The 26,228-nt window shown below is 59.9% G+C and carries 28 protein-coding genes; 14 read left to right on the plus strand and 14 right to left on the minus strand.

Going from position 1 to position 26,228, the window contains the following annotated elements:
• Positions 1-4 precede the first annotated feature (4 nt).
• The 9 genes from flgJ to flgB form a co-directional block, all read right to left on the minus strand.
• On the minus strand, positions 5-1,156 hold the full coding sequence (gene flgJ, locus ACF8GB_RS01540; RefSeq protein WP_196186001.1) for a flagellar assembly peptidoglycan hydrolase FlgJ: 1,152 nt from the start codon (positions 1,154-1,156) through the stop codon (positions 5-7).
• An 11-nt stretch (positions 1,157-1,167) separates the two neighbouring features.
• Positions 1,168-2,277 carry a flagellar basal body P-ring protein FlgI gene (locus ACF8GB_RS01545; protein ID WP_058639150.1) on the minus strand — a complete coding sequence of 370 codons (1,110 nt, stop codon included), beginning with the start codon at positions 2,275-2,277 and terminating at the stop codon, positions 1,168-1,170.
• An 11-nt stretch (positions 2,278-2,288) separates the two neighbouring features.
• Entirely contained in the window at positions 2,289-2,984 is a 696-nt protein-coding gene (flgH, locus tag ACF8GB_RS01550; protein WP_058639141.1) for a flagellar basal body L-ring protein FlgH, read from the minus strand.
• Positions 2,985-3,021: 37 nt separating this feature from the next.
• Positions 3,022-3,807 carry a flagellar basal-body rod protein FlgG gene (flgG, locus tag ACF8GB_RS01555; RefSeq protein WP_023533986.1) on the minus strand — a complete coding sequence of 262 codons (786 nt, stop codon included), beginning with the start codon at positions 3,805-3,807 and terminating at the stop codon, positions 3,022-3,024.
• A 47-nt stretch (positions 3,808-3,854) separates the two neighbouring features.
• Positions 3,855-4,595, minus strand: coding sequence for a flagellar basal body rod protein FlgF (locus ACF8GB_RS01560; RefSeq protein ID WP_023533964.1), 741 nt, complete (start codon positions 4,593-4,595; stop codon positions 3,855-3,857).
• 391 nt (positions 4,596-4,986) lie between these two features.
• Complete coding sequence (gene flgE / locus ACF8GB_RS01565; protein ID WP_058639143.1) at positions 4,987-6,309, minus strand: flagellar hook protein FlgE; 1,323 nt, start codon at positions 6,307-6,309, stop codon at positions 4,987-4,989.
• A gap of 30 nt (positions 6,310-6,339) precedes the next feature.
• On the minus strand, positions 6,340-7,041 hold the full coding sequence (gene flgD / locus ACF8GB_RS01570; protein WP_058639144.1) for a flagellar hook assembly protein FlgD: 702 nt from the start codon (positions 7,039-7,041) through the stop codon (positions 6,340-6,342).
• 12 nt (positions 7,042-7,053) lie between these two features.
• Positions 7,054-7,497: a flagellar basal body rod protein FlgC gene (gene flgC, locus ACF8GB_RS01575; protein WP_023533977.1), complete on the minus strand. Its 444-nt coding sequence runs from the start codon at positions 7,495-7,497 to the stop codon at positions 7,054-7,056.
• Positions 7,498-7,499: 2 nt separating this feature from the next.
• The gene (flgB, locus tag ACF8GB_RS01580) at positions 7,500-7,910 is read right to left on the minus strand and encodes a flagellar basal body rod protein FlgB (RefSeq protein ID WP_058606138.1); all 411 of its coding nucleotides are present in this window, start codon (positions 7,908-7,910) and stop codon (positions 7,500-7,502) included.
• Between flgB and ACF8GB_RS01585 the strand changes: the two genes are divergently transcribed.
• Entirely contained in the window at positions 7,891-8,139 is a 249-nt protein-coding gene (locus ACF8GB_RS01585; protein ID WP_145255447.1) for a hypothetical protein, read from the plus strand. The genes flgB and ACF8GB_RS01585 overlap by 20 nt on opposite strands.
• Before the next feature lie 48 nt (positions 8,140-8,187).
• Here the strand turns inward: ACF8GB_RS01585 and cheR are convergent, their stop codons facing one another.
• Complete coding sequence (gene cheR / locus ACF8GB_RS01590; RefSeq protein ID WP_023533991.1) at positions 8,188-9,015, minus strand: protein-glutamate O-methyltransferase CheR; 828 nt, start codon at positions 9,013-9,015, stop codon at positions 8,188-8,190.
• A gap of 50 nt (positions 9,016-9,065) precedes the next feature.
• On the minus strand, positions 9,066-9,995 hold the full coding sequence (locus tag ACF8GB_RS01595; RefSeq protein ID WP_058606139.1) for a chemotaxis protein CheV: 930 nt from the start codon (positions 9,993-9,995) through the stop codon (positions 9,066-9,068).
• A 76-nt stretch (positions 9,996-10,071) separates the two neighbouring features.
• Between ACF8GB_RS01595 and flgA the strand changes: the two genes are divergently transcribed.
• From flgA to ACF8GB_RS01615, 4 genes are all read left to right on the plus strand, one after another.
• Complete coding sequence (gene flgA, locus ACF8GB_RS01600; RefSeq protein ID WP_078478895.1) at positions 10,072-10,821, plus strand: flagellar basal body P-ring formation chaperone FlgA; 750 nt, start codon at positions 10,072-10,074, stop codon at positions 10,819-10,821.
• A gap of 165 nt (positions 10,822-10,986) precedes the next feature.
• A complete protein-coding gene (flgM, locus tag ACF8GB_RS01605; protein WP_058639147.1) occupies positions 10,987-11,301 on the plus strand; it encodes a flagellar biosynthesis anti-sigma factor FlgM in 315 nt (104 codons plus the stop codon).
• Positions 11,302-11,350: 49 nt separating this feature from the next.
• Positions 11,351-11,818 (plus strand): flagella synthesis protein FlgN, encoded by a 468-nt coding sequence (locus tag ACF8GB_RS01610; protein WP_058606142.1) that lies wholly within the window; start codon positions 11,351-11,353, stop codon positions 11,816-11,818.
• Between the two features lie 79 nt (positions 11,819-11,897).
• Entirely contained in the window at positions 11,898-12,641 is a 744-nt protein-coding gene (locus ACF8GB_RS01615; protein ID WP_058639148.1) for a flagellar brake protein, read from the plus strand.
• Between the two features lie 732 nt (positions 12,642-13,373).
• Here the strand turns inward: ACF8GB_RS01615 and ACF8GB_RS01620 are convergent.
• Both ACF8GB_RS01620 and bkdR read right to left on the minus strand, forming a co-directional pair.
• Positions 13,374-14,711 (minus strand): MFS transporter, encoded by a 1,338-nt coding sequence (locus ACF8GB_RS01620; protein WP_392515588.1) that lies wholly within the window; start codon positions 14,709-14,711, stop codon positions 13,374-13,376.
• A 165-nt stretch (positions 14,712-14,876) separates the two neighbouring features.
• The gene (gene bkdR, locus ACF8GB_RS01625; protein WP_023533792.1) at positions 14,877-15,362 is read right to left on the minus strand and encodes a Bkd operon transcriptional regulator BkdR; all 486 of its coding nucleotides are present in this window, start codon (positions 15,360-15,362) and stop codon (positions 14,877-14,879) included.
• Positions 15,363-15,560: 198 nt separating this feature from the next.
• On the opposite strand from bkdR, the gene ACF8GB_RS01630 reads away from it, so the two are divergent.
• From ACF8GB_RS01630 to lpdA, 4 genes are read left to right on the plus strand one after another with little or no spacing between them, the layout of a single operon-like run.
• Entirely contained in the window at positions 15,561-16,793 is a 1,233-nt protein-coding gene (locus tag ACF8GB_RS01630) for a 3-methyl-2-oxobutanoate dehydrogenase (2-methylpropanoyl-transferring) subunit alpha (protein ID WP_058605562.1), read from the plus strand.
• Position 16,794: 1 nt separating this feature from the next.
• Complete coding sequence (locus ACF8GB_RS01635) at positions 16,795-17,853, plus strand: alpha-ketoacid dehydrogenase subunit beta (protein WP_058605563.1); 1,059 nt, start codon at positions 16,795-16,797, stop codon at positions 17,851-17,853.
• Positions 17,854-19,125: a dihydrolipoamide acetyltransferase family protein gene (locus tag ACF8GB_RS01640; protein ID WP_392526459.1), complete on the plus strand. Its 1,272-nt coding sequence runs from the start codon at positions 17,854-17,856 to the stop codon at positions 19,123-19,125. It abuts the gene before it with no gap.
• Positions 19,126-19,127: 2 nt separating this feature from the next.
• Entirely contained in the window at positions 19,128-20,507 is a 1,380-nt protein-coding gene (gene lpdA / locus ACF8GB_RS01645) for a dihydrolipoyl dehydrogenase (RefSeq protein ID WP_196186005.1), read from the plus strand.
• 26 nt (positions 20,508-20,533) lie between these two features.
• Here the strand turns inward: lpdA and ACF8GB_RS01650 are convergent, their stop codons facing one another.
• On the minus strand, positions 20,534-21,532 hold the full coding sequence (locus tag ACF8GB_RS01650) for a diguanylate cyclase (RefSeq protein ID WP_392526460.1): 999 nt from the start codon (positions 21,530-21,532) through the stop codon (positions 20,534-20,536).
• A 406-nt stretch (positions 21,533-21,938) separates the two neighbouring features.
• Between ACF8GB_RS01650 and ACF8GB_RS01655 the strand changes: the two genes are divergently transcribed.
• The 5 genes from ACF8GB_RS01655 to ACF8GB_RS01675 all read left to right on the plus strand — a co-directional run bounded on the left by ACF8GB_RS01655 (position 21,939) and on the right by ACF8GB_RS01675 (position 26,170).
• Positions 21,939-23,255, plus strand: a complete 1,317-nt coding sequence (locus ACF8GB_RS01655; protein WP_392526461.1) for a tyrosine-type recombinase/integrase — start codon at positions 21,939-21,941, stop codon at positions 23,253-23,255.
• A gap of 71 nt (positions 23,256-23,326) precedes the next feature.
• On the plus strand, positions 23,327-24,016 hold the full coding sequence (locus ACF8GB_RS01660) for a hypothetical protein (protein ID WP_392526462.1): 690 nt from the start codon (positions 23,327-23,329) through the stop codon (positions 24,014-24,016).
• Positions 24,017-24,061: 45 nt separating this feature from the next.
• Positions 24,062-24,421, plus strand: coding sequence for a helix-turn-helix domain-containing protein (locus ACF8GB_RS01665; RefSeq protein WP_392526463.1), 360 nt, complete (start codon positions 24,062-24,064; stop codon positions 24,419-24,421).
• Between the two features lie 19 nt (positions 24,422-24,440).
• On the plus strand, positions 24,441-24,692 hold the full coding sequence (locus ACF8GB_RS01670; RefSeq protein ID WP_392526464.1) for a hypothetical protein: 252 nt from the start codon (positions 24,441-24,443) through the stop codon (positions 24,690-24,692).
• A gap of 17 nt (positions 24,693-24,709) precedes the next feature.
• Positions 24,710-26,170 carry a replication endonuclease gene (locus ACF8GB_RS01675; protein ID WP_392526465.1) on the plus strand — a complete coding sequence of 487 codons (1,461 nt, stop codon included), beginning with the start codon at positions 24,710-24,712 and terminating at the stop codon, positions 26,168-26,170.
• Positions 26,171-26,228: the final 58 nt, after the last annotated feature.

Here is a 26,228-nt window from a genome sequence, read left to right on the forward strand (position 1 = left end):
CCTTTCAAAGGTTCGTGGTGCTGCCAGCCATGGCGTATTGCGGTGTCTTCTGCATTTGCTGGGCGATGCTGATGATTTTCTTCGCATAGCCCGGGTCGGTCGCGTAACCGGCCTTTTGCAACTCGCGTGCAAACTGCTCTGGGTTATCGGCCGACTTGACCGCTTCTTGATAGCGCGAATTGTTCTGCAACAGGCTCACCAGGTCGTGGAAGCTGTCCTGGTAGGAGTCGTAGCTGCGGAACTGGGCGGTTTCCTTGACGAACTGGCCGTCGCGGAATTCACTGGTGATGGCCCTGGCCTGCTCGCCCTGCCAGTTGCCGGTGGCCTTGATGCCGAACAGGTTGTGGCTGCTGCTGCCGTCGCTGTTGCGCATGACCGACTTGCCCCAACCGGTTTCCAGCGCAGCCTGGGCGACCAGGTAGCGCGGGTCGATACCGATGCGCTTGGCGGCCTGCTCGGCCATTGGCAGCATGGTGGCGATGAACGAATCGCTGTCGGTGAAGGCCTTTTTCGGTGCCAGCGGCGGCTGGGCAATGGCACGGCCGGTAATGCGCAGCCCGTTCTCGGGCACGGCAAAGGCCTTGGCCGGCTGCTGGCCGTCGCGCACGGGGGCTGCGCCGACAGGCGCCGTGGCCGCAGTAGGCACGATGCCGGCCAGCAGGCGGTCGGTAAGGCGGCTGGGCAACGCCAGGCGCCGCGCATTGAGCGCGGCGACGTCGTTGCGGGTGCTGGCCGCTTGGGTGGCGTGGACCGGGTCTGCGACCTTGCTACCCCACAACACCGGGCCTGCCTGGCCACGCGGGAACGGGCTGGTATTGGCGGCGGCGCTGCGGCTTTTGGTCAGCTGGCGTACCAGCACATCCTGCAGGCCGATACCGCCACCCTCGCGGGACATGCTCACCGACAACTGCTGGTCGTACATGTCCCGGTACTGCTTGACCGTCTCGGTGTTCATCGGGTTGTCGTCGGCCAGGACATCGCTGGCCTTGCGCGAAGCCTTGAGCATCTCGCTGATGAACATCGACTCGAACTCCTGGGCCACCTTGCGCACGTTGGCTTCGCTGTCGCGATCACCGTGCTTGAGGGCATTGAGGCGGTTGAGGTCGGTGAAGGCACCGCTGTCGACACTGCCGGAAACCAGGCTCTTGCTGTTCATCGATGCCGTCCTCAGATCACGATCAGGTCGGCCTGCAAGGCGCCGGCCTGTTTCAGGGCTTCGAGAATGGCCATCAGGTCACCGGGCGCGGCGCCCACCTGGTTCACCGCCCGGACGATTTCATCCAGCGTGGTACCCGGGCCGAACTTGAACATCGGCTTGGCTTCCTGCTCGGCGCTGACCCGCGAGCGCGGGACCACGGCGGTCTGGCCATTGGAGAGCGGGCCCGGCTGGCTGACGATGGGGTCTTCGGTGATGGTCACCGTTAGGCTGCCGTGGGTTACCGCCGCCGGCGATACCTTGACGTTCTGGCCGATGACGATAGTGCCGGTACGCGAGTTGATGATCACCTTGGCCACTGCCTGGCCCGGATCGATTTCCAGGTTTTCCAGGATCGACAGGTAGTCCACCCGCTGGCTGGGGTCCATCGGCGCGCTCACGCGCACCGAACCGCCATCCACGGCCTGGGCCACGCCAGGGCCGAGCAGGTCGTTGACTTTGTCGACGATGTGCTTGGCGGTGGTGAAGTCGGGGCGGTTGAGGTTCAGGGTCAGGGTGTTGCCCTGGTTGAAACCGCTTGGCACTGCCCGCTCGACGCTGGCGCCGCCCGGGATACGGCCGGCAGACGGCACGTTGACGGTGATCCGCGAGCCGTCGCGCCCTTCGGCATCGAAGCCGCCCACCACCAGGTTGCCCTGGGCGATGGCGTAGACGTTGCCGTCGATCCCCTTGAGCGGGGTCATCAACAAGCTGCCCCCACGCAGGCTCTTGGAGTTACCGATCGACGACACGGTGATGTCCACCACCTGCCCTGGCTTGGCGAAGGCCGGCAAGTCGGCATGCACCGATACTGCGGCAACGTTCTTCAACTGCACGTTGCCCGATCCAGGCGGCACCTTGATGCCGAACTGCGACAGCATGTTGTTGAACGTCTGCAGGGTGAAAGGCGTTTGCGTGGTCTGGTCGCCGGTACCGTTCAGGCCGACCACCAGGCCGTAGCCGATCAACTGGTTGGAACGTACGCCCGAAATGCTGGCGATGTCCTTCAGGCGCTCGGCTTGAGCGGCGCAGGCGCAGGTCAGCAGCAAGGTGGCGGTGAGCAGTTGCCTCAGATTGAGCATGGTCAGGGTACTCAGAAGGGCCAAAGCGGGCTCATGAAGAAGCGGTCCAGCCACCCGGGCTGGCTGGCATCGGCAAACGAGCCAGTGCCGGAATAGGTGATGCGCGCATCGGCCACCCGCGTGGACGGCACGGTGTTGTCGGTGGCGATGTCGTCGGCGCGGATGAGCCCGGCGATGCGCACCAGCTCTTCACCGGTGTTCAGGGTCAGCCACTTCTCGCCGCGCACGGCGATGATGCCATTGGGCAGCACTTCGGCCACGGTGACGGTCACCGAGCCGGTCAAGGTGTTGCCCTGGGTGGCCTTGCTGTCGCCCTTGGTGGTGCGATCACCGCTGTAGCCGGCATCGAGCGACAGGTCGCCGCCGCCGAACGGGTTGTTGGTGTTCGGCCTGGCCCCGAACAGCGACGACAGACCAAGGCTGGCCTTGCTGTTCTTCTGGATCTGGGAACCTGCGTTCTTGCTGGCCGAGGTGCGCTCGTTCAGGGTGATGGTGATGATGTCACCCACGCGGAATGCCTTGCGGTCGCTATACAGGTTCTGCTCGAAACCGGCCTGGTAGATCGAACCGTTGTTGGCCGCTGCCGGCAAAGGGGTGCGCGGGAGCACCGGCGCATAGTACGGGTCGTTGGGCTTGGCCGCGGGGGCGACGCAGCCTGCAAGCAACACCGCACCGCCCAGGGCGAAAACGGACAACAGACGATTCATGATGCATACCTCACGGGTGCTACGGAAGTTGCTGGGATCACAGCTGCTGGGTAACGGTCTGCAGCATCGAGTTGGCGGCAGAAATGACCTTGGAGTTCATCTCGTAGGCGCGCTGGGTGGTGATCATGTTCACCAGCTCTTCCACGGTGCTGACGTTGGAGTTCTCCAGGGTTTGCTGCAAGGTGGTACCGAAGCCGTTCAGGCCCGGGGTGCCGACTTGGGGGGCGCCGCTGGCGGCCGTTTCCAGGAACAGGTTGCCACCGATGGCCTGCAGGCCCGCCGGGTTGATGAAGTCGGCGGTCTGGATGTTGCCGATCACCTGGGCGGCCGGGTTGCCGGCGGTGGTGATCGATACGGTACCGTCCTGGCCGACGGTGAAGGTCTGCGCGTCGTTGGGCACGACGATGGCAGGCTCCAGGGCATAGCCGTTGGCGGTGACGATCTGGCCATCGGAGTTGAGGTGGAAGGTGCCGTCACGGGTGTACGAAACCGTGCCATCTGGCTGCAGGATCTGAAAGAAACCACGACCATTGACCGCCATGTCCAGCGGGTTCTCGGTGGTCTGCAGGCTGCCAGCCACGAAGCTTTTCTGGGTGCCGACAATGCGCACGCCAGTACCTACCTGCAAGCCGGAGGGCAGCTGGCTGTCCTGGGTGGACTGGGCACCTGGCTGGCGACGGATCTGGTACAACAGGTCCTGGAACTCGGCGCGATCACGTTTGAAGCCGGTGGTCGACACGTTGGCCAGGTTGTTGGAAATCACCGTCAGGTTGGTGTCCTGGGCGGACAGGCCGGTTTTGGCGACCCATAGAGCTGGAAGCATGTAAGTTCTCCTCGCGCGCCTGTTTTACGGCACCCGTTCAAATGTCATTAGCCGATTTGCAAAACCCGCGCCATGGCTTCATCGCCTTCCTTGGCCGCGCTCATCATTTTCACGTGCAGCTCGAACTGGCGGGACAACGCCAGCACCGAGGTCATCTCTTCCACCGCGTTGACGTTGCTGCCTTCAAGAAAGCCCGAGACCACGCGAACATTGACGTCGGCATCGGCCGGCTGGCCGCTGGCGGTGTGAATCAGGCCGTCTGCACCTTTGTTCAACCCCTTGGTGTCCGGGTTGACCAGCTTGATGCGGTCGACTTCGGCCATCACCCGCGGGTCTTCGCCCATGGAGCGGATGCTGATGGTGCCGTCGGCACCTACTTCCACCTTCTGCTCAGGTGGAATGGCAATCGGGCCGCCGTTGCCGATCACCGGCATGCCGTTGCCGGCGCGCAACACGCCAAGGGCGTCGATATTCAGGCTGCCAGTGCGCACATAGGCTTCGCTGCCGTCGGGGGCCTGCACGGCGATAAAGCCATGGCCGCTCACAGCCACGTCCAGGTCGCGACCGGTTTCGATCATCGGCCCTTCGCTGAAGTCGGTGGCTGGACGCTCGGTCAGGGCAAAGGCGCGCGCCGGGAAGCTGTCGCCAAAGACCGGCATCGAGCGGGCCTGCTCCAGGTCGCGCTGGAAACCGTTGGTGGAAACGTTCGCCAGATTGTTGGCGTGGGCCTTCTGGGCCAGCGCGTTCTGGCTAGCCCCGGTCATGGCCACGTAAAGCAATTTGTCCACAGCATCTCCTCCGCGCGCCAGTACCGCGCTGTCATCAGGCAGGGTCTAGCAATAATCGAACCAGCTTTGCACCCCGGTGAATCGGGCACTTCAGCGCGACGGCTTTACCATCGGTGTCAGTTTGTTGGCATCGGATCAAAAGCGCCTGGATCAGTGATCGCGGCAGGCGCCGTTTTTGTAGGGGCCGGCAAACCGGGTCCAGCCTGAACCCGGGTTGCCTTGGACGCAGATGTATCGCCCGGTGACCAGGCTTTGCCAAAGGAAGAAAGGGCTTGGGGCGGCCTCTGCCCAGTTGGCACTACCGCCCCCTATCACCAGCAGAAAGGACAACAACCAGACATGCTTCATCGACACTGCTCGTAAACCCTGAGTGTCACGCCTCGGCACGCCATCAGCTCATCTGGATGATGGTTTGCATGATGGTGCTTTCGGTGGAAATCGTCTTGGCGTTGGCCTGGTAGTTGCTCTGCGCCTTGATCAGGTTCACCAGCTCGCCGGTCAGGTCGACGTTGGAATCTTCCAGCGAAGAACCTGCAATCTGGCCCAGGGTGCCGGTGTCCGGCGCGCCGATCACCGGGACACCCGATGAGAAGGACTCCTGCCAGTTGGTGCCGCCGATCGGCGTCAGGCCCTGCATGTTGGCGAAGCTAGCGATGGCGACCTGGCCGATGACTTTGTTCTTGCCATTGGTGAAGTTGGCGAACAGGAAGCCGCCCTTGTCTACCGACAGGCTAGACAGCTCACCCGTAGCGAACCCGTCCTGATCCTTGGCGGTCACGGCCGAGGCGGCGTTGTACTGGGTCATGCCCAGCATGTCGAGGCTGACGCCGCCGGGGTTGGCATTGGCGCCGTTGGCTGACCACTGGCCGGCAGCGTTCTTCTGCGCGGGGATCCAGTTGTCCAGGTTGAAAGTCTTGTTCGCATTGATCGACAGGCCACCGGTCACCGGCCCAGGCGTGAGGGCATCGGCGTTGAGCGTGCCGTCGGACTTGAATGGCAGGTCATTGATCAGCGGCTGCGTGGAGGTCGGGTCCTGTGGGTTGCGACCGTCGATGGTGCTGTACATCTTCCAGGAATTGGACGTGTCATCCTTGATGAAGTACTGGTTCAACTGGTGCGCATTGCCCTGGCTATCGTACACGTCGCTTGAGAACGTGAAGTTGTAGCTCTTGACGTCGGCTGGGTCGAACGGGGTGACCGTAGGCGCGCCATCGCTGGACTTGAGGTTGACCGTCTGCTCGATCTTGGACGTGGCCTTGGGGGTGAGGTTGGCCGTGTCGATCTGAAGGTTGGTCAATACGCCCTGCACCACCTGGCCATTTTCGTCGACGCCATAACCTTGCAGGTTGGCGCCGCCGGCGTTGACGACGAAGCCCTGCTTGTCACTGTAGAACGCCCCGGCCCGGGTATAGATCTTCGAGCCGTTGTCGTTGAGCGCGAAGAAGCCGTTGCCGTCAATGGCCATGTCCAGCGCCTGGCCGGTGCCGTTGATGTTGCCCGAGCTGAACTGCTGGGAAATGGCGGCGGTTCTTACGCCGGTACCAATGGAGGTACGGCCGGCGCTGGTGCCGCGAATGGAGCTTGAGTACTGGTCGGCGAACTCGGCGCGCGAGGACTTGAAGCCAGTGGTGGCGACGTTGGCAATGTTGTTGCCGGTCACGTTCAGGGCCTTGTTGGCTGCATTGAGGCCGCTTAAGCCAATGTTGTAAGACATACGCTAACTCCTGAAAATGTGCGCTAGGCCCTAGATGCCGATGCTTTGAATGGTGGAAAGTGGAACGCTGCCCAGCCCTGCCAGGTTCAGCGACATTTCGCCGCCGTTGGTGCCCATGGTCACGCTGGTGACGGTGGCCGGCAGGTTGGTGGTCATGGCCGTGGCCGTGCCATTGATCGAGGCGGTGGCCTTGAAGCTGTAGGTGCCGGCCGGCAGGGTCTCACCGGCGTCATCCTTGCCATCCCAGGTGAAGTCCACCTTGCCGCCAGCCTGGCTGCCCAGGTCGAGGGTGCGCACCAGCTTGCCGTCCTTGTCGTACACGCCCACCGAGGTGGCGGTGCTCGAGCCGGTGAGGTTCACCGAGCCCTTCATGTCCTTGCTGGTGTCGACCACGGCCTTGTCGGTCTGCACGATCACGTTGCGTCCGACCAGCGACGACGCCTGCAAGGCCTGGGACGACTGGAACGCACTGGCGATGTAGCCGACCGAGCTGTTCAGGGTCTGGATACCTTCCAAGCTGCTGAACTGGGCCAACTGCGCCACGAACTCGCCGTTCTGCTGCGGGTCCAGGGGGTTCTGGTTTTTCATCTGGGTGACCAGCAGCTGCAGGAAGGCATCTTTGCCCAGGGCACTGCCGGCGGCGCCGGTCTTTTCGTCGTTCTTGCTTTCTTTTCGCTGCAGCGAGTTCAGGTAGCTACTACCGACTTCGCCTGTGGCATTGGTGGTGGTCATGTCGGCGTCCTATCACTGACCCAGGGTCAGCACCTTCTGCATCATGCTCTTGGCCGTGTTCATCAACTCGGCATTGGTCTGGAACGCGCGGCTGGCCGAGATCATGTCAGCCATCTCCTCGACCACGTTAACGTTGGGGTAATACACGTAGCCGTCCTTGTTCGCCGCCGGGTGGCTAGGCTCGTAGCGGGCCTCGAGGTTGCTCTGGTCCTCGACGATGCCGGTTACTTGCACGCCCTGCCCTGCCTCGCCCTGGTCCTCGAACAGCGACTGGCTGGTGCCGGCCTGGGTGTTCTGGAACGTGGTGGCGAACACGGGATGGCGAGCGCGGTAGGTCTGGTCGATGCTCGACGAGACCGTCTCGGCGTTGGCAATGTTGGAGGCGACGGTGTTCAGGCGCGTGTTCTGCGCGCTCATGCCGGAACCGGCAATGTTGAAGACGCTGGAAAGGGACATGGTCATTCTCCCCGCAGGGCTGATACCAGCCCTTTGAATTTACTGTTGAGCAACGTGAAGCTGGCCTGGAAGCCAATCGCGTTTTCGGTGTAATTCGACTGCTCGATTTGCGCGTCCACGGTGTTCTGGTCGATCGAAGGCTGCATCGGCGTGCGGTACTTGAGGGCTTCGTCGCTCAGCGCCACGCCGTCGGCCTCGATGTGCCGGCTGTTGGTGCGCTCCAGGCCGAAGCGGCCGCCGTTGTGCTGCTTGTCGCTTTCAGCGGCCAGCACCGAGGCGAAGTCCAGGTCACGGGCCTTGTAGTTGGGGGTGTCGGCGTTGGCAATGTTGTTGGCCAGCACTTCGGCGCGTTGCGCACGAAAGCCCAGGGCCTTTTCATGGATACCAAGCGCCTTGTCGAAGCTGATGCTCATGTCGGGGAAACCTTCAGCGGTTGACCAGAATGTCGTTGCCGAAGGTTTTAGCAAGGCTTGTGCCAACATCGGCAAAGCCCGTATTCAAGGCCTTGCAGCCCTGTTCAAAGGGGCGCTATGCCAGAAAAGCGGCAAACCGCACGCGGCCCAATGGCCACAAGCGGCAAAAACAAGAGCACATGAGCGGCAAAACAAAAAATTGACGTCAGCGACAGGGCCGACTCATTGAAAGCCGCTGACAAGGCATCGCCCGGTCAGCGGCACATACGGCATGGGCCTATTTGGCCTGATAGATGATGCCCGGGCTGCACTGCACCATCTGGTAATGGTCCGGCAGGCCGTTGAGGGCTTCGGATGCGCCCAGGAACAGGTACCCGCCTGGCTTGAGGGTGCTGTGAATGCGCAGCAGGATGTCTTTCTTGACCTGGGCCGAGAAGTAGATCAAGACGTTGCGACAGAACACGATGTCGAACTTGCCCAGGCTTGCATAGCTGTCGAGCAAGTTGAACGAGCGAAACTCCACCCGGTTGCGAATCGCCGGCTTGATCGCCCAGCGCCCCGGCCCCTTGGGGTCGAAGTAGCGCTGCAGGCGCTCGGCCGACAAGCCGCGGGCAATCGCCAGGCTGTCGTACTCGCCAGTCTTGCAGTTGTTGAGCATGGTGCCCGACAGGTCGGTCGCGACGATCTGCGCGCCCATTTTCAGCTGGCCCAGGTTGCTGCGTTCGAACTCGTCGATGGCCATGGAGATGGAGTACGGCTCCTGGCCCGAAGAGCACGCCGCCGACCACATGCGCAGGCGCTGGCCGGGGTTGTTGCGGATAAACTCGGGGATGACCTTGTTCTTGAGCACCTCGAACGGGTAGGTATCGCGAAACCACAGGGTTTCGTTGGTGGTCATGGCATCGACCACCTGCTCGCGCAGGCCGCCCCGCGGCTGGGCCTGGATGCGTTGCACCAGCTCGCCCAGGCTCTTGATGCCCTGCTGCTCCATCAATTTGTTGAGGCGGCTGGACACCAGGTACTGCTTATTTTCGCCCAGCAAGATGCCACAGGCTTTTTCCAGAAAGACCCGGAACTGTTCGAAATCCAAATTACCCGTAGACACTGCTGCCGCCTCTTTTCAATCACTGTGGCCGGGGCGAACCCCGGCGCCTTTCAATGTGCTGCCTTGATTCGGTCAACCACGCGCTGGGCCAGATCATCCGGCCGGAACTTGGCCAGGAAATCATCGGCGCCCACTTTCTTGACCATCGCCTGGTTGAACACCCCGGACAGGGAAGTATGCAGGCAGATGTGCAGCTTTTGCATGCGCGGGTCGCTGCGAATTTCCGCTGTCAGGGTATAGCCGTCCATTTCCGGCATCTCAATGTCGGAAATCATCATCAGAAACTCTTCTTCGGGCTTCTTGCCTTCGTCCACCAATTGGCGCAGGTAGTTCAAGGCCTGGCGACCGTCATTGAGGGCCACCACCTCGACGCCAACCGTCTGCAGGCAACGGCTGACCTGCTTGCGTGCCACCGACGAATCGTCGACGGTCAACACCCGCAGCATCACGGCCTTGTCCTGCACCTCGGCGTCCACCACCCCCGCCGACACCGCCTCCGAAGACGGCGCGACCTCGGCCAGCACCTTCTCCACGTCGATGATCTCGACCATGCGGTTGTCCACCCGCGTGACTGCCGTCAGGTAATGATCGCGGCCGGTCCCCTTGGGTGGCGGGTGGATTTCTTCCCAGTTCATGTTGACGATGCGCTCGACCGAATGCACCAGAAAGCCCTGGGTCTTGGTGTTGTACTCGGTAATGATCACGAAACTGCTGCGCGTGTCTTCCTGCAACGGGCGCAGGCCGGTGGCCATCGACAGGTCAAGGATCGGAATCGTCGCCCCGCGGATGTTGGCGACGCCGCGCACCACCGGGTGCGCCTTGGGCAGTATGGTCAGCGCAGGGCATTGCAGCACTTCCCTGACCTTGAAAACGTTGATGCCATAAAGCTGTTCGCCGTTGAGGCGGAACAGCAGCAGTTCCAGGCGATTCTGCCCTACCAGCTGTGTGCGCTGGTTGACCGAATCCATAACCCCCGCCATGCCGAACTCCTTACCTGTCAGCCATTCGTTGCCACTTACTCAAGAAGTCGGCACGGGCTTTGCTTTTTTGAGCGCCATGTACATGAAAACGACAGTTTCCCGACGATTGACGCGCCTGCTGGCTGGCTTGCTGGCCGCATTGTGCCTGCTGGTACCGGTTCGCACCTGGGCGGACGCGTTCACCATGCCTGAACAGCTTATCGGTGTCACCCAAGGGTTTCTTGAGTTCACCGTCGAAGATTATCTCGCCACGACCCAAACGGCCGGCCGCTACGAGATCCAGGTGAACCCGTTGGACCCAAGGTTGCGCATGCCCTTGTGCAGCCAGGCGCTCGACGCTTCGCTGGAAAGCCCGAGCGTGCCGCTGGGGCGGGTGACGGTGCGTGTACGTTGCGACGGCGCGGCGCCCTGGACCGTTTTCGTGCCCGCCACCGTTCGCTTGTTCCGCGAGGTGGTCGTGGTCACCCGCCCGCTGCGACGGGACAACGTGGTGAGCGAAGGCGATGTGGCCCTGCGCGAGCGGGACGTCGGCACGCTGGGCCAAGGGTTTCTGACCGATGTGGGCCAGGCGGTCGGGATGAAGATGCTGCGCCCGACGGTGATGGATCAGGTGCTGACGCCTCAACACCTGGAGCAGGCGGAGGTGGTGCGCAAGGGCGATCATGTGGTGATCGTTGCCCGCAGTGGCACGTTGAGCGTGCGCATGCCTGGCGAGGCGCTGAGCAAAGGCGGCATCAGCGAGCAGATTCGGGTGCGCAATCTCAATTCCAAACGCGTGGTCAAGGCCATGGTGACGGGCCCGGGCCAGGTCGAGGTGAGCATGTAGGCCAGCGGGCGGAAGCCGCTGGCGCCGGGGAACCGCTTTTTTTAGACTGTGTCAGAAAACGGGTAACAGGCTGTCGCTCAAGACAGTCACGCATTTGTGCCTAAAGTTTATCGTGAGTTGGCCGAAAACAAGGCAAGCGTCCATAAACCCAGAGGTTTTCTGATCATGGTCATCGACTTCAGTCGTTTGAATAATTCCCCGGCCGTCACCGGCGGTGTACGCGGCAGCAATGCCCCTGGCAGCACTGAAAAGCCGGCTGCCAGCCAGGAAACAGTAAAGGGCACGGGTGCAAGCGGAGAAGCCGTGCACCTAAGCCCAGAGGCCCAGCAGTTGCAAAAGATCAGCGACAAGCTGCGCGATGAACCCGTCGTCAACAGCGCCAAGGTAGCCCAGCTCAAACAGGCCATTGCCGATGGCAGCTACAAGGTCGATGCCGGCCGTGTCGCCAGCAAGCTGCTCGATTTCGAAGCACAGCGTTGACCGTCGGGTGCGCTGACTTCAATGGACGCTTGAAAACCGGGAGTTAGCCATGCACGATACCACCCTGCTGCAATTGATCGAACAAGACATCGCTCCGATGCAGGAGCTACTGGAGCTGCTTCAGAACGAGGCTGTCGCGCTGCACGGTCGCGACATGCAGTTGCTTGAGCAGATCCTGGCGCGCAAACAGTCGCTGATCATTCTGCTCGAACAACACGGCCAGCGCCGTGGCCAGTTGCTGAGCGACCTGGGCCTGAGCGCAGACCGCGCCGGCGTACAGGCGGTGGCGGCGCAATCGCCCCACGGTGACGTGATGCTGGAGCGACTCGATACGCTGGCGCAGCTGATGGACGCCTGTCAGCAGGTCAACTCGACCAATGGCCGTATCATTCAGGTCCAGCAACAGGTCACCAATAATCAGGTCCGCATCCTCATGGGCGGCGACTCGCCGTCGCTCTACAACAGCCGTGGCAGCACCTCGCCCCTGACCAAGCCGCGCGCCCTCAGCCAAGTGTGATTTCCCTATCAAGGCACCGCACATACTGGCAAAATGCTGTTAATTGCCTGTGTCGCTTTTGCCTGGAGAACGTCAAGCCGTGTTCAATGAATCCGATGCCCCGCAACCGCCCAAGGTGCTGAGCACACCCTTGGAAATTGCGGCCAATTTACGGCAGCTCCAGGACAGCCACGACCCCCTGATCATCACCTTCCATGACCGAGGCCATCGCTTCCAGAGTTACGTGGTGGACGTGGATCGGGAAAACAATGTGCTGGCGCTTGACGAGCTGATCCCCCGTGACGGTGAGAAATTCATCGAAAACGGCGAGCATTTCCGGGTGGAAGGCTTCCACGACGGTGTGCGCATTGCCTGGGAATGCACCCACGGCCTGCGCATCAGCGAAGTGGACGGTCATCGCTGCTACCGTGGCGGGCTGCCGTTGGAGATGACCTATCACCAGCGCCGCAACGCATTTCGTGCCGCGCTGAAGCTGTCGCAGCTGGTAGACATCATGCTCGATGGCACGCACCTCAAGGGCAACGGTGCCTTGCGTGGCAAATTGCTGGATATTTCGGCTACCGGGTGCAAGCTGCGCTTTGATGGGAATGTCGAGGATCGCCTGCAGTTGGGTCAGGTGTATGAACGCTTCAAGGCCGGCGCACCGCTTGGGTTGGTAGATACCATGGTCGAGTTGCGCCATCTGCATTATGAAGAGCGGATCAATACCACGTTTGCTGGGGTTCGCTTTCATAACCTCAGTGGGCCTGCCCAGCGCAAGGTGGAGAGTTTTGTGTATCAGCTGCAGCGTGAAGCGCGGCGGTTTGATAAGGACGATTATTGATTTACCGCTCGCGGGAGGGCTAGTGCGGTCTTTCAGCAGTTTTGGTGCTATCACGTAGTTTTCGTTGGTGTGGGCGGTTGAAACCGTTCAGGTATTCATTGGCGAGGGTGGCGCACAGTCACCTTTCCGCCCTTACGGCGGCTCACTTTTTGTCTTGTCAAAAAGTGAGCAAAAACCGCCTGCTCCTGTCATCCGGCCCCTGCACTGCGCTTCGGGGTTCCCTCGCTCCGGGCTTGCTCCCGAGAGGGCCGCGCTGCAGGCCCCATCCTGGGGCCCAGCGCTTGACAGGCATCCATGCCTGTCACCTCCCTGCGCAAGCCCTGCGCTCGGCCTCCTGAAGTCGCGATCTGCGGCGCCTGGGCTACCGTGCGCTTAGAAGCAAGACCAACACAGCCCATGTCTCTGACTTGGTGCTCAAGTTGCTGCCCAAACTTCCAAAATCACACATACCCTCGTCTTGATCCTCAAATCGCACTTACGAGGTGAGGATCCAGACGGTATCTACCTTGGTCCTGTATTGGCTGAGATAGCGGGGGCCTGGCCTTTGCAGAACTAAACGGCCTAGCGCCGCCCCTGAAGGCTAGCCGATTTCCGGGTAGGAGCGGCCTCGTGCCGCGATGGGCCGCGCAGCGGCCCCAGCCGATAGGCGGAAACACAGAAATTACCGGGGCGGGAGTGCACCGCCTGGCACACGTAACGCTCCACGTGCTCCAACGCGCGTGACGGCCACACTCAAGCCGGCTTATTCCCCTGCACCTCCTCCAGCGGCGGTTCGCCGTCTTTCTCGGCCTCCTCCGTGTCCTCGGCCGCCACCGGCGTCTGCATCACATCCTGCACGGTCTGCTCATCCACACGCGGGTCCAGCGCTGCCGACAGGGGCGAGCCGGCGGCGGGCATGGCGACGTGGCCCAGGGGGGCATCCTGGACCTGGTGCAAGCCGGTGACAGCTTTTGGACGAATACGCCAGACCAGTACCAGGGCAAAGAACACGAAGAAGGCGTACAACATCTGCACGCCCAGCACTTTCATCAGCACGCCAGCAGCCAGCGGCCCGATGCACGCCCCCACGCCGTAAGTCACCAACAGCATGGCAGTCAGCGAAACGCGGCGCTCGCTCTCCACGTGGTCGTTGGAAAAAGCCACGGCCAGCGGGTACAGGCTGAACTGCAACAGCGATACCACAAAGCCCATGGCGAACAGCAACTCCAGCGGCACGTCGGGCAGGATCGCCAACGGCGCGGCGGCCACGGCCAGCCCCACTGCGACACTGCGAATCAACACCGCTCGGTCGTAACGGTCCGACAACCAGCCCAGCGGCCACTGAACCACCAGCCCTGCAAAGATGCAGCAGCCCATGAACAGACCGATCTGCTCGGTGCTAAGACCCTGACTGGCGGCATACAGCGGAGCAAGGCCATAGAACGAGCCGACGATCAGCCCGGAACCCAGCACCGTACTGAGCGACTGCGGCACGCGCTTGATGAAGAACTTGGGCTCCATGGGTGCCGGACGCAGTGGCGCGGGGTGGATGCGGCGGGTCATGGCCACCGGCACCAGGCACAGGGCGAAGCACATCGCGACCAGCATCAGCAGCTCAAGCCCCAGCTCAGGGTGCACCACCAGTATCAGCTGACCCAACACCAGGCCCAGGTAGGACGCGATCATGTACCCGCTGAATACGGCGCCCCGGTACTTCACGTCCGCCTGCTCGTTGAGCCAGCTTTCGATGACCATGTACTGGCACATCATGCCCAGGCCTACGATCATCCGCAGCCCGACCCAGGCCGGCAGCCAGTTGGTCAGGCCGTGCCCGAGCACGGCGGCGCCGACAATACCGGCGCAGGTGGCATAGGCACGTATGTGCCCTACTCGGCCGATGAGCCGGTGGCCGACCTTGCCGCCCACGGCCAGGCCGAAGTAGTTGGCCGCCATCAAGGCACCGACCCACAGGCTATCGACGTTGTCGGCAGCCAGGCGCAGCGCCAGGTAGGTACTGAGCAGGCCCGAGCCGATCAGCATCATCAGTGCAGCGAAATACAACGACTGAAACGGCTTCCAGATAGTGCGCATAAATCCCTTCGGCTCCCGGGTTGAGCTGGCAGTTGTAGGTGCAGAATAAAGGCTAACGCCAAGCGTTGCAGGCCCCGTGCTGCAAAATCGAATGGTCCCTTGCCCATGGCCAGGTAAAAAATGGATCAGGCCAGGCCAAAGGGCGTCGACGAGCTTGGACAGCAGTCATTCGCGCAAGGTCATCCCGTTTGCCGGCAATGGCAACGCCGTTTTGTAGCGCACCTGCTTGAGCGCGAAGCTGGAGCGAATGTTGGCAACGCCCGGCAGGCGGGTCAGGTAATCCAGAAACCGCTCCAGCGCCTGGATACTGGGCAGTAGCACGCGCAGCAGGTAGTCCGGGTCACCGGTCATCAGGTAGCACTCCATGACCTCGGGCCGCTCGGCGATCTCTTCCTCGAAACGGTGCAGTGCCTGCTCGATCTGTTTTTCCAGGCTCACATGGATGAATACGTTCACATCCAGCCCCAGCACCTCGGGCGACAACAGCGTGACCTGCTGGCGAATGACGCCCAGCTCTTCCATGGCCCGCACTCGGTTGAAACAGGGCGTAGGCGACAGGTTGACCGAACGTGCCAGCTCGGCGTTGGTGATGCGGGCGTTTTCCTGAAGGCTGTTGAGAATGCCGATGTCAGTACGATCGAGTTTGCGCATGAGACAAAATCACCGGTTTATTGTGTTTATGGGGAATGTTTATCTGGCCTGCTTAGCAAAGGCAATCAACTAGAGAGAAATATTCTGCGCCAGGGCAACTAACATGTAGCTAACGCTGACCTGCTGGTCACAAGCCGGCAGTCAGCGGCGACCGCTTCAAAGCTCACAAAAACAAATACCCGAGCGAGCGTAAACAGCATGAACGAGTACGCCCCCCTGCGCCTGCATGTGCCCGAGCCTACCGGCCGGCCAGGCTGCCAGACCGATTTTTCCTACCTGCGCTTGAACGACGCAGGCCAGGTCCGTAAACCACCCATCGACGTAGAAGCCGCCGACACCGCCGACTTGTCCGGCAGCCTGGTGCGCGTACTGGATGAACAGGGCAATGCCCAGGGCCCCTGGGCCGAGGACATAGACCCGCAGATACTGCGCCAAGGCATGCGTGCCATGCTCAAGACCCGCATCTTCGACAGCCGCATGGTCGTCGCCCAGCGCCAGAAGAAGATGTCGTTCTACATGCAGAGCCTGGGCGAGGAAGCCATCGGCAGCGCCCAGGCCCTGGCGCTGAACCGCACCGACATGTGCTTCCCGACCTACCGCCAGCAAAGCATCCTGATCGCCCGTGACGTTTCGCTGGTGGACATGATCTGCCAACTGCTCTCCAACGAGCGCGACCCGCTCAAGGGTCGCCAGTTGCCGATCATGTATTCGGTACGCGAGGCGGGCTTTTTCACCATCAGCGGCAACCTGGCGACCCAGTTCGTGCAAGCGGTGGGCTGGGCCATGGCCTCGGCCATCAAGGGCGATACCAAGATCGCCTCGGCCTGGATCGGCGATGGTGCCACCGCTGAGTCGGACTTCCATACCGCCCTCACCTTCGCCCACGTCTACCGCGCCCCGGTCATCCTCAACGTGGTCAACAACCAGTGGGCGATTTCCACGTTCCAGGCCATCGCCGGCGGCGAGTCCACCACCTTCGCCGGCCGCGGCGTGGGCTGTGGCATCGCCTCGTTGCGCGTGGACGGCAACGATTTCGTGGCCGTCTACGCGGCCTCGCGCTGGGCAGCCGAACGCGCACGCCGCGGCCTTGGCCCCAGCCTGATCGAGTGGGTCACCTACCGTGCTGGCCCGCATTCCACGTCCGATGATCCGTCCAAGTACCGCCCAGCGGACGACTGGAGCCACTTCCCGCTGGGCGACCCGATCGCTCGCCTGAAGCAGCACCTGATCAAGATCGGCCATTGGTCCGAAGAAGAACACCAGGCCACCACGGCCGAATTCGAGGCTGCCGTGGTCGCCGCGCAGAAGGAAGCCGAGCAGTACGGCACCCTCGCCAACGGACACATTCCCAGTGCCGCTTCGATGTTCGAGGACGTGTACAAGGAAATGCCGGACCACCTGCGTCGCCAACGTCAGGAACTGGGGGTCTGAAATGAACGATCACAACAGCAGCATCAACCCGGAAACCGCCATGGCCACCACCACCATGACCATGATCCAGGCCCTGCGCTCGGCCATGGACATCATGCTCGAGCGCGACGACAACGTGGTCGTGTATGGTCAGGACGTCGGATACTTTGGCGGCGTCTTCCGCTGCACCGAAGGCCTGCAGAACAAGTACGGCAAATCACGGGTGTTCGATGCCCCGATTTCCGAAAGCGGCATCGTCGGCACGGCCGTGGGCATGGGTGCCTACGGCTTGCGGCCGGTGGTGGAGATTCAGTTCGCCGACTATTTCTACCCAGCCTCGGACCAGATCGTCTCGGAAATGGCGCGACTGCGTTACCGCTCCGCTGGCGAATTCATCTCACCGCTGACCCTGCGCATGCCCTGCGGCGGGGGCATTTATGGAGGCCAGACCCATAGCCAGAGCCCGGAAGCAATGTTCACCCAGGTGTGCGGGCTGCGCACGGTCATGCCGTCCAACCCCTATGACGCCAAGGGCCTGCTCATTGCCTCGATCGAATGCGATGACCCGGTCATCTTCCTTGAGCCCAAACGCCTGTACAACGGCCCCTTCGATGGCCACCACGACCGCCCCGTGACGCCATGGTCCAAGCATCCGCAAAGCGCCGTGCCCGACGGTTATTACACCGTACCGCTGGACAAGGCAGTGGTGACCCGGCCCGGCAACGACGTCACGGTCCTCACCTATGGCACAACGGTTTATGTCGCCCAGGTCGCGGCCGAAGAGACGAGCGTCGATGCCGAGGTGATCGACCTGCGCAGCCTGTGGCCGCTTGACCTGGAAACCATCGTCGCGTCGGTGAAGAAGACCGGGCGCTGCGTGGTGGTGCATGAGGCCACGCGAACCTGCGGGTTCGGCGCCGAACTGGTCGCGCTGGTGCAGGAGCATTGCTTCCACCATCTGGAAGCGCCCATCGAGCGCGTCACGGGTTGGGACACGCCCTACCCCCATGCACAGGAGTGGGCGTATTTCCCAGGGCCATCGCGGGTGGGTGGGGCATTGAAAAAGGTCATGGAGGTCTGAATGGGCACGCATGTCATCAAGATGCCGGACATTGGCGAAGGCATCGCGCAGGTCGAATTGGTCGAGTGGTTCGTCAAGGTAGGTGACCTGATCGCCGAAGACCAGGTCGTGGCCGATGTCATGACCGACAAGGCGACGGTGGAGATCCCCTCCCCGGTCAGCGGCAAGGTCATGGCCCTGGGCGGCCAGCCTGGGGAAGTGATGTCGGTCGGCAGCGAGCTGATCCGCATCGAGGTCGAAGGCAACGGCAACCATGTGGATGCCCCGCAAGCCAAGGCGGCCGAAACTCCGCCTGCCAGCCAAGCACCCAAGCAGGCAGTACAGGAACAACCCGTGCCGGCCGCCTTGACGCCCCCGGCCAGCCGCCCGGCCGCACCGCTGGCTCCACGCCAGGCCAGCGATAAACCCCTCGCCTCGCCCGCCGTGCGCAAGCGCGCGCTGGATGCTGGCATTGAATTGCGTTACGTGCACGGGAGCGGCCCTGCCGGGCGCATCCTGCATGAAGACCTCGATGCCTTCCTCAGCCAGCCTCAACGCGCCGGTGAGCAGGCCCCCAGCGGCTACGCCAAGCGCACCGACAGCGAGCAAGTCCCGGTAATCGGCCTGCGGCGCAAGATCGCCCAGCGCATGCAGGACGCCAAACGTCGCGTGGCCCATTTCAGCTATGTCGAAGAAATCGACGTCACTGCCCTCGAAGCGCTGCGCCAGCAGCTCAACAGCAAGCATGGCCAAGACCGGGGCAAGCTCACCCTATTGCCGTTTCTGGTCCGTGCGTTGGTCGTGGCACTGCGTGACTTTCCGCAGATCAACGCCACATACGACGACGAAGCACAGGTCATCACCCGCCACGGCGCGGTGCACGTCGGCATCGCCACCCAAGGGGACAACGGCCTGATGGTGCCAGTGCTGCGCCATGCCGAGGCGGGCACCTTGTGGGTCAATGCAGCGGAAATCGCACGGGTGGCCAATGCCGCTCGCACCAACAAGGCCAGCCGCGAGGAGCTGTCGGGCTCGACCATCACCCTGACCAGCCTCGGCGCACTGGGCGGCATCGTCAGCACGCCGGTGGTCAACACCCCGGAAGTGGCCATCGTGGGGGTCAACCGCATGGTCGAGCGGCCTGTGGTCGTCGATGGCCAGATCGTGGTGCGCAAGATGATGAACTTGTCCAGCTCGTTCGACCACCGGGTGGTCGATGGCATGGACGCCGCACTGTTCATCCAGGCCGTGCGAAGCCTGCTGGAACAACCCGCCTGCCTGTTTGTGGAGTGAGCATGCAACCGATCATCGAAACTACGCTGCTGATCATCGGCGGCGGCCCCGGCGGCTACGTGGCCGCCATCCGCGCTGGCCAACTGGGCATCCCCACAGTGCTGGTCGAAGGGCAGGCGCTGGGCGGAACGTGCCTGAACATCGGCTGCATTCCGTCAAAGGCGCTGATTCATGTGGCCGAGCAGTTCCATCAGGCCACCCGTTTTGCCGAGGGCTCCCCACTGGGCATCCGCGTAGCCTCCCCCGAGCTGGACATCCGTCAGAGCGTCGCGTGGAAAGACGGTATCGTCGACCGACTGACCACTGGTGTGGCCGCTCTGCTGAAAAAGCACGGGGTCAAGGTCATCCACGGCTGGGCGAAGCTGCTCGACGGCAAGCACGTGGAAGTCGACGGTCAGCGCATCCGCTGCGAGCACCTATTGCTGGCTACGGGTTCAAGCAGCGTCGAGCTGCCCATGCTGCCGCTGGGCGGCGCCGTCATTTCATCGACCGAGGCGCTGACGCCCGCTACGGTGCCGCGCCATCTGGTGGTGGTCGGTGGCGGGTACATCGGTTTGGAACTGGGCACTGCGTACCGCAAGCTAGGTGCGCAGGTGAGTGTGGTGGAGGCCCGCGAGCGGGTGTTGCCCACCTACGACGCCGAGCTCACCGCCCCCGTGGTCGAGTCGCTGAAAAAGCTGGGCATCGCCGTTTACCTTGATCACAAGGTGGAAGGCTATGAACAAGGCACCCTGATGGCCCGGAACAGCGAAGGCTCGCCCCTGCGCCTTGACGCCGATAGGGTGCTGGTAGCGGCTGGCAGGCGCCCGCGCACCCAAGGCTTGAACCTCGAATGCCTGGACCTGCGCATGAATGGGGCGGCGATTGCCATCGACGCGCAGTGCCAGACCAGCATGCGCAACGTGTGGGCCATTGGTGACGTGGCGGGCGAGCCCATGCTGGCGCACCGGGCGATGGCCCAGGGCGAGATGGTCGCCGAACGCATCGCGGGCAAGTCACGTCGCTTCGAGCCGGCCGCCATCGCCGCGGTGTGCTTCACCGACCCGGAAGTGGTCGTCGCTGGCCTGACCCCTGATCAGGCGGTGGCGCAAGGGCTGGACTGCATCGTGGCGCAATTTCCCTTTGCCGCTAACGGTCGGGCCATGAGCCTGGAGTCCAGGACGGGGTTTGTGCGGGTGGTGGCACGCCGCGACAACCACCTTGTGCTGGGTTGGCAAGCGGTGGGCGTGGCCGTCTCTGAACTGTCCACCGCATTCGCCCAATCGCTGGAAATGGGCGCGCGCCTGGAAGATGTGGCGGGCACGATTCATGCCCATCCGACCCTGGGCGAGGCGGTGCAGGAGGCCGCCCTGCGCGCGCTGGGCCACGCACTGCACATTTGACCCCTGGCGCGGCCTGGGGTCGTTGGTCACTGGGCGACGGCGTTCTTGCCTGCGCCCTTGGCCCGGTAAAGCGCCTGGTCGGCGCGCGCCAGCAGGCTGTGGGTGTCATCACCTTCGCGCCACTGCACTACGCCGTAGCTCAAGGTCAATCGACACTCGCCAATCGGCTCCAGCTGCGCCACTACCTGGCGCAGTTGCTCGGCACAGGCGCAGGCTTGCTCCAGGCTCGTCTGGGCCAGGACCAGGACAAATTCATCACCTCCCCAACGGGCCAGCAAATCACTTGTGCGCTGGCGTGAGCGCAATGCCTCGGCCACGCGAACCAAAGCGGCGTCGCCCTGCGCATGGCCGTATTGGTCGTTGATCGGCTTGAAGTCATCCATGTCCATGGCGATGACCGACAGTGGCTGCCGAAAGCGCTGGGCCCGCTCGCATTCCTGCTTGAGCACGTTTTCCAACCGATAGCGGTTGGCGATACGCGTCAGGGAATCCCGCTCGGCAAGCTCGCGGTTCTCGTCCAGCTGACGCTGGAGCTGCTCGTTTACCCAGGACAATTCGCGCGTGCGCTCGGCGACCAGGCATTCCAGCGATTGGTTGCGCCGCTCAAGCTGCGCCAGTTGCCGCTTGCCGCTGTCGATGTTGCGATGGGCTCCCAGCATGCGTGCCACCGAGCCATCGGGGTTGCGTGCGATCACGTATCCACTGTCCTCGACCCATAGGTAGCTGCCGTCGGCGCAGCGGCACCGGTACTCGACCAGGTAACGCTCGTTGCGCTGGTGGACATAGGCATCGAAGTGGGCCATGACACGCTGGAAATCGTCGGGGTGGATCAACCTCTCCCAGGTCAGTACCGAGTTTTCCTGGGAGTGAGGCGTATAGCCGAGCATTAGGTACCAGCCGGGGTTGCGATAGACATAACCCGTATTGGCATCCCAATCCCAGATACCGTCGCTGATCAGGTCGAACAGCGTCTGAAGCTGCTCTTGGGTAAAACCCGTGGGCACGGGGATGACGTGCTGGTTCATGCAATCTCCTGAATAACCAGCAACTGCGCCCCAAGTCCAAGGGCTGCTGAGGTGAAGAAAGACGGCGCTCGCCTTGTGAGGTGAACCGTTAACGGGACTAAGCATAGGAGTACGGACGTAGGGCTGAAATACGTCTTAAGGCGTAGATTTGTAACGGGCGATGAGCGAAGGAGAAGGGAGTGCTGGAGGCACTGGGGGGGAAATGGCGTCCCAGGCAGGAATTGAACCTGCAACCTTCCCCTTAGGAGTTTTAAGGTCTGGTCTTTTACCAATTTGTATGGGCTTTCACCAACCCATGTATTGCGGGCATTTCAGCAAATCTATACCTTTGCCTACCTTCACCAATCACGACGAAAATTGATAGCCCGTGCTAGCCCGGTGATAGCCTGAAGGAGATCGATCTGAGATGCTCAAGCTAAAGTTCACAAAGACCGCTTTACTCGCTTTGGCACCTGCAGAGGATGGCAAGCGCCAAACCGTCTACGACACCCAGATTCCCAAGCTCGCCCTACGCATAACCGGCACAGGCTGTAAAACGTTCTACGTCATCAAGCGTAATGGCTCCACCATGGCTTGGCTGAGGCTCGGTACCTTTCCAGAGATGAGCGTCGAACAAGCACGCACTGACGCTACTTTAATTCTGGGCGAATTCGCAGCCGGGGCGAACCCTGCAAAAGCCAAGCGTGCTCTCAGAGGCGAACCTACGTTCCAGGAGATATTCGAACGCTTCTTGAAAGAGAGAAAAAAACGAGACGGGACGGGGTTGGCTGAAAAAACCAAACGTAATTACAGTGACATTTTGCGGCTTTATTTAAGCCCAATAAAAAATAGCAAGCTAAGTGATATTACCCGCGCAGAAGTTAAGGCGATACACGCTACAGTCACTAAGACGAGCGACTTCCAGGCCGACCGAGCCGCGACCCTAATCTCTTCAGTGATAGCTTTCGCAGCGGATCTTGAGCTTTATGAAGGCATCAACCCCGCTAGTCGTATACAAAAGAACCCGTCGAACTCTCGAGACCGCTTTGCACAAGCCAGAGAACTGCCATATCTATTTGCGGCAATTGCCGAATCCCCCTTGTGCGATTTCTTTCTCTTAGCCCTGCTTACCGGCGCCAGGCGCTCGAACGTTCAGGCAATGGCCTGGGGGGATATTGATCTTCAGGCCGGTATCTGGCGGATCGGAAAGACGAAAAACGGTACCCCCCAAAACGTTACGTTGTCTCCTGAGGCTACCACCATCCTGACTGACCGGAAAAGCATTACAGAAAGTTCATACTACGTGTTTCCAGGGATCGGTAAGACGGGGCACCTCGTTGAACCAAAAACATCATGGGCAACCGTCCTGATTCGCTCAAGCATGCATTGTCTTCTGGATCACCTACAAGATCGGGGCAACATGAGCCATGAAGAGCGAGAGATCGCAAATAATCTGCTGACTACGGCGCCAGCAAGGGCAAAAAAACAATACCTGGCTATCGCACAAGCATTGGAAATCGATCCAGCCATTTACGACATGACCGACCTAAGAATTCACGACCTACGTCGGACTTTAGGCAGCTGGCAAGCAAAAACAGGTGCATCCCTAGCCATTATCGGAAAAAGCCTGAACCACAAGAGCCATCAAGCCACGGCTGTATATGCGCGTCTTGATCTTGACCCTATTCGGCAATCAGTCAACACCGCGACTCAAGCGATGCTGGCTGCTGCCAGGAAAGCCTAGCCTGCAAGTGACCAACCACGGAAGCCTGGCCAGACGCGCCCAAAAAACTCAACTAATCAAATTAGCAAAGCATGCGATCTGACGTATATATAAACGCGAAACCTGACGAATCCCTCAAGGAAAGCCTGATTTCTTTTTTCACAAAAGCGCGAATCGCTGGCGATAGAAAGGAACTGTTAGCCGAATACATTCTGCGCAGAGTAAACACGAGAGACTCCTCCAAAAGATGGCGTGATGAAATCCCTACAACTGCGGAGCATCTAGAAAAAATAGAGACTTATATAGAGTCTCTTACTCAAACACGCAAAGCATGGCTTGCGCTCCCATTAATGACACAAGAATTCCTACCAGAGATGATTCCAGAAATTGATTCATCTTTACTTTCCGGACAAGTCACATCAGCCCTATCATCAAAATTCTACAGCGATAAGAGCAAGCTACCTGACTGGAGGCTCAAAGGACTAAGCAAGCTAGACAGGTGGGGGGCGGACTTGGAGATGATCGACCTACTGACCGCCAACATCACGCACTGGAGAGATAAGTATTTTATCGAATTTAACAGGCGCGATAGCTCGCATATTGGACTGATCGCAGGGATCGCAGAATTATGTGCGGAGCACGGGATTAAAATATCCCACACACCCCGGAGCCACTTCGTCCAGATTTTGATGTTGGTATTTCCCAACCTAGTATCCCCACGTGCGTCGATTAAAGAAGCAATGGCACTGCTGGAAAAGTCAACCGACCGCCCCCCCCTCTAGGAAAGCTCCGAGCTAGCGCACCTGGATGCAGGTGCGGCTTGGTGGATGGATGAATCGCATCAATATTTCGACATTCTCATCCATCCCACCCTCAATTCCCTCCGTGTGAAGCTCTACCTCATCGAGTTACATCAACTGAGGAAGAGAATGGACAACTACCATATCACTGCATCCATCAAAGATGAGATCGCGCTGGCGCTCGGCTACAACCCAAAAAAGCCGCCATTACAGGTAGATGAGAGAGACGCCGCAAATGTACTCGGGGTCAAAACTTCGACACTTGCAGTTTGGCGCTCTACAGGAAGGTACAACCTCCCCTACATGAAAGTCGGCCGTCTTATCCGATATCGAGTCAGCGACCTGGCAGATTTCCTGGCGAAATTTACAACAACAAAAACAGCCTAATAATCAGAAGGAGCTAGCCTTGGATATTTTTCGTGTGCACGGCATTTCGTTCATGGTATTCAAAAGCAGCTACATTACCCGCCGCTTTTTGAACTACGAAACCGAAGAAACGACTGAACTCTGTTACTCAGCGGAATATGAGGCCTTGTCCTCATGTCGCAATCACTACTTCTATTTTGAAGTTCCCTCTTCCTCAGATGCCCCAACACCGCAACCACCAGCAATTGAGGCTGAATTTCGGCGTAGAGCCATCGAATACTTTAACCACTAACTACGCGAGACAGGAACATGAACGAAGAAACCCAGTTGATTGACTCAGCACCCGCGAAAAACAAAGAAACCAACCAGGCAAAAGACACCTCAGTATACTTTCTTTCTGAGAACTTTGAGCGCCTGCCGCCAGCATATACATTGACTAGAAAGCATGTAGTTTCCCTCGCATTGCGACTGGCAGCGACCCATGCAAACCAAACACAAGAAACATATTTTTCTAAAGGAAAATATTACAGCGACACCAATGTTTATGGGATACGGATTGAGTCAAAAACAAAAAATGGGGTGAGCGCGAAGGCAGGTTGCGCCAAATTCTGGCGTACATCTCTTGAAAACAAGGTCAACCTTGACCGGATTAACTATGAAGCTATGCATAGGCTGATCGGCGGGCCCATTCGCGAGCACGCTGAAAACTACAGTTCCAATGCAACTGTAGAACGAATGAGAGAAAAAACGGAGGCCTCCAACCTTGCCCTCTCTAAGCTAGCGGTTAAAAACACCATCACAGGAAAGGAGTCCTCCATGCTTAGCATTGCAAATGCCTCGTTTTCCAACAGATTTAATGAGCTGTACTCTTTCACCAAAAACTTTGAGGCCATGGCCAAAGAAAACGGGATGGACTGGCTATTTGTAACTTTTACCGCACCCCCAGAGTACCACCCGAACCCCTCCAGCCCAAATAGTAAGTGCTCATACAAACCAGAGCTAGGGGTCAAAGCGAGCCATACTTATATTAACCGGGCCTGGACTCTGATTCGAGCCATGCTGAGTAAATGGGGGATTAGGGCCAGCCCTACAAGTTACTTCGGAGCCAGGACGGTGGAGGTTCATAAGGACGGCTGCATCCACTGGCATCTACTGATCTTTATCAACGACAGTTTAATCAACAACTTCACTAAAGCTTGCAAGGAAAAATTTTCCCTACCTGGTCAGCTAAAAATTGTACTGGGCGACGACAACAAGGGCAGCGCCTCTACGTATATCTTTAAATATCTTATGAAAGAGTTTGATATCAATACTCTTGATCGGAATATCACTGACAGGTTAACGAAATCGGATAAAGAAAAGGACAGAGAGCGAGAGGAGATGGATCTCGCATCCATTGAAAATAGCGAAAGGATTAGAGCTGCGATACGGGCCATGAGTATTCGCCAGTACCAAACAATCGGACTACTCAGAGTAACAACCCTTCTACGAAAAATTAATAAACTCGACCTTTCAGAGATCATTGACACCGACAATAACGTATTGGGATTTATTCAAAAGCACGTCTGGAGAAACCCGATGGGGCTCAAGAATCTATTGGAAAAGCCACATATCTTCAGTCGAAGCGATGACGAACCCCCGTCAATTAAACTCATTAAAGAGCAGGCACTTAGTCGATATGGCGAGGAGAGAGAACGAGTGATTGGTATCGAGATTGATGGTCGGGAGTTTATTTCAAAAGGATTATTTCAAATCATCAAAAAGCAATAGCAAAACCGCCAGTTACAGTTATACATAATGTTCCAAGTTAAATCTTACAGCCAAAACT

The organism is Pseudomonas sp. xss_4 (assembly GCF_043104125.1).
Lineage (GTDB): Bacteria > Pseudomonadota > Gammaproteobacteria > Pseudomonadales > Pseudomonadaceae > Aquipseudomonas > Aquipseudomonas parafulva_B.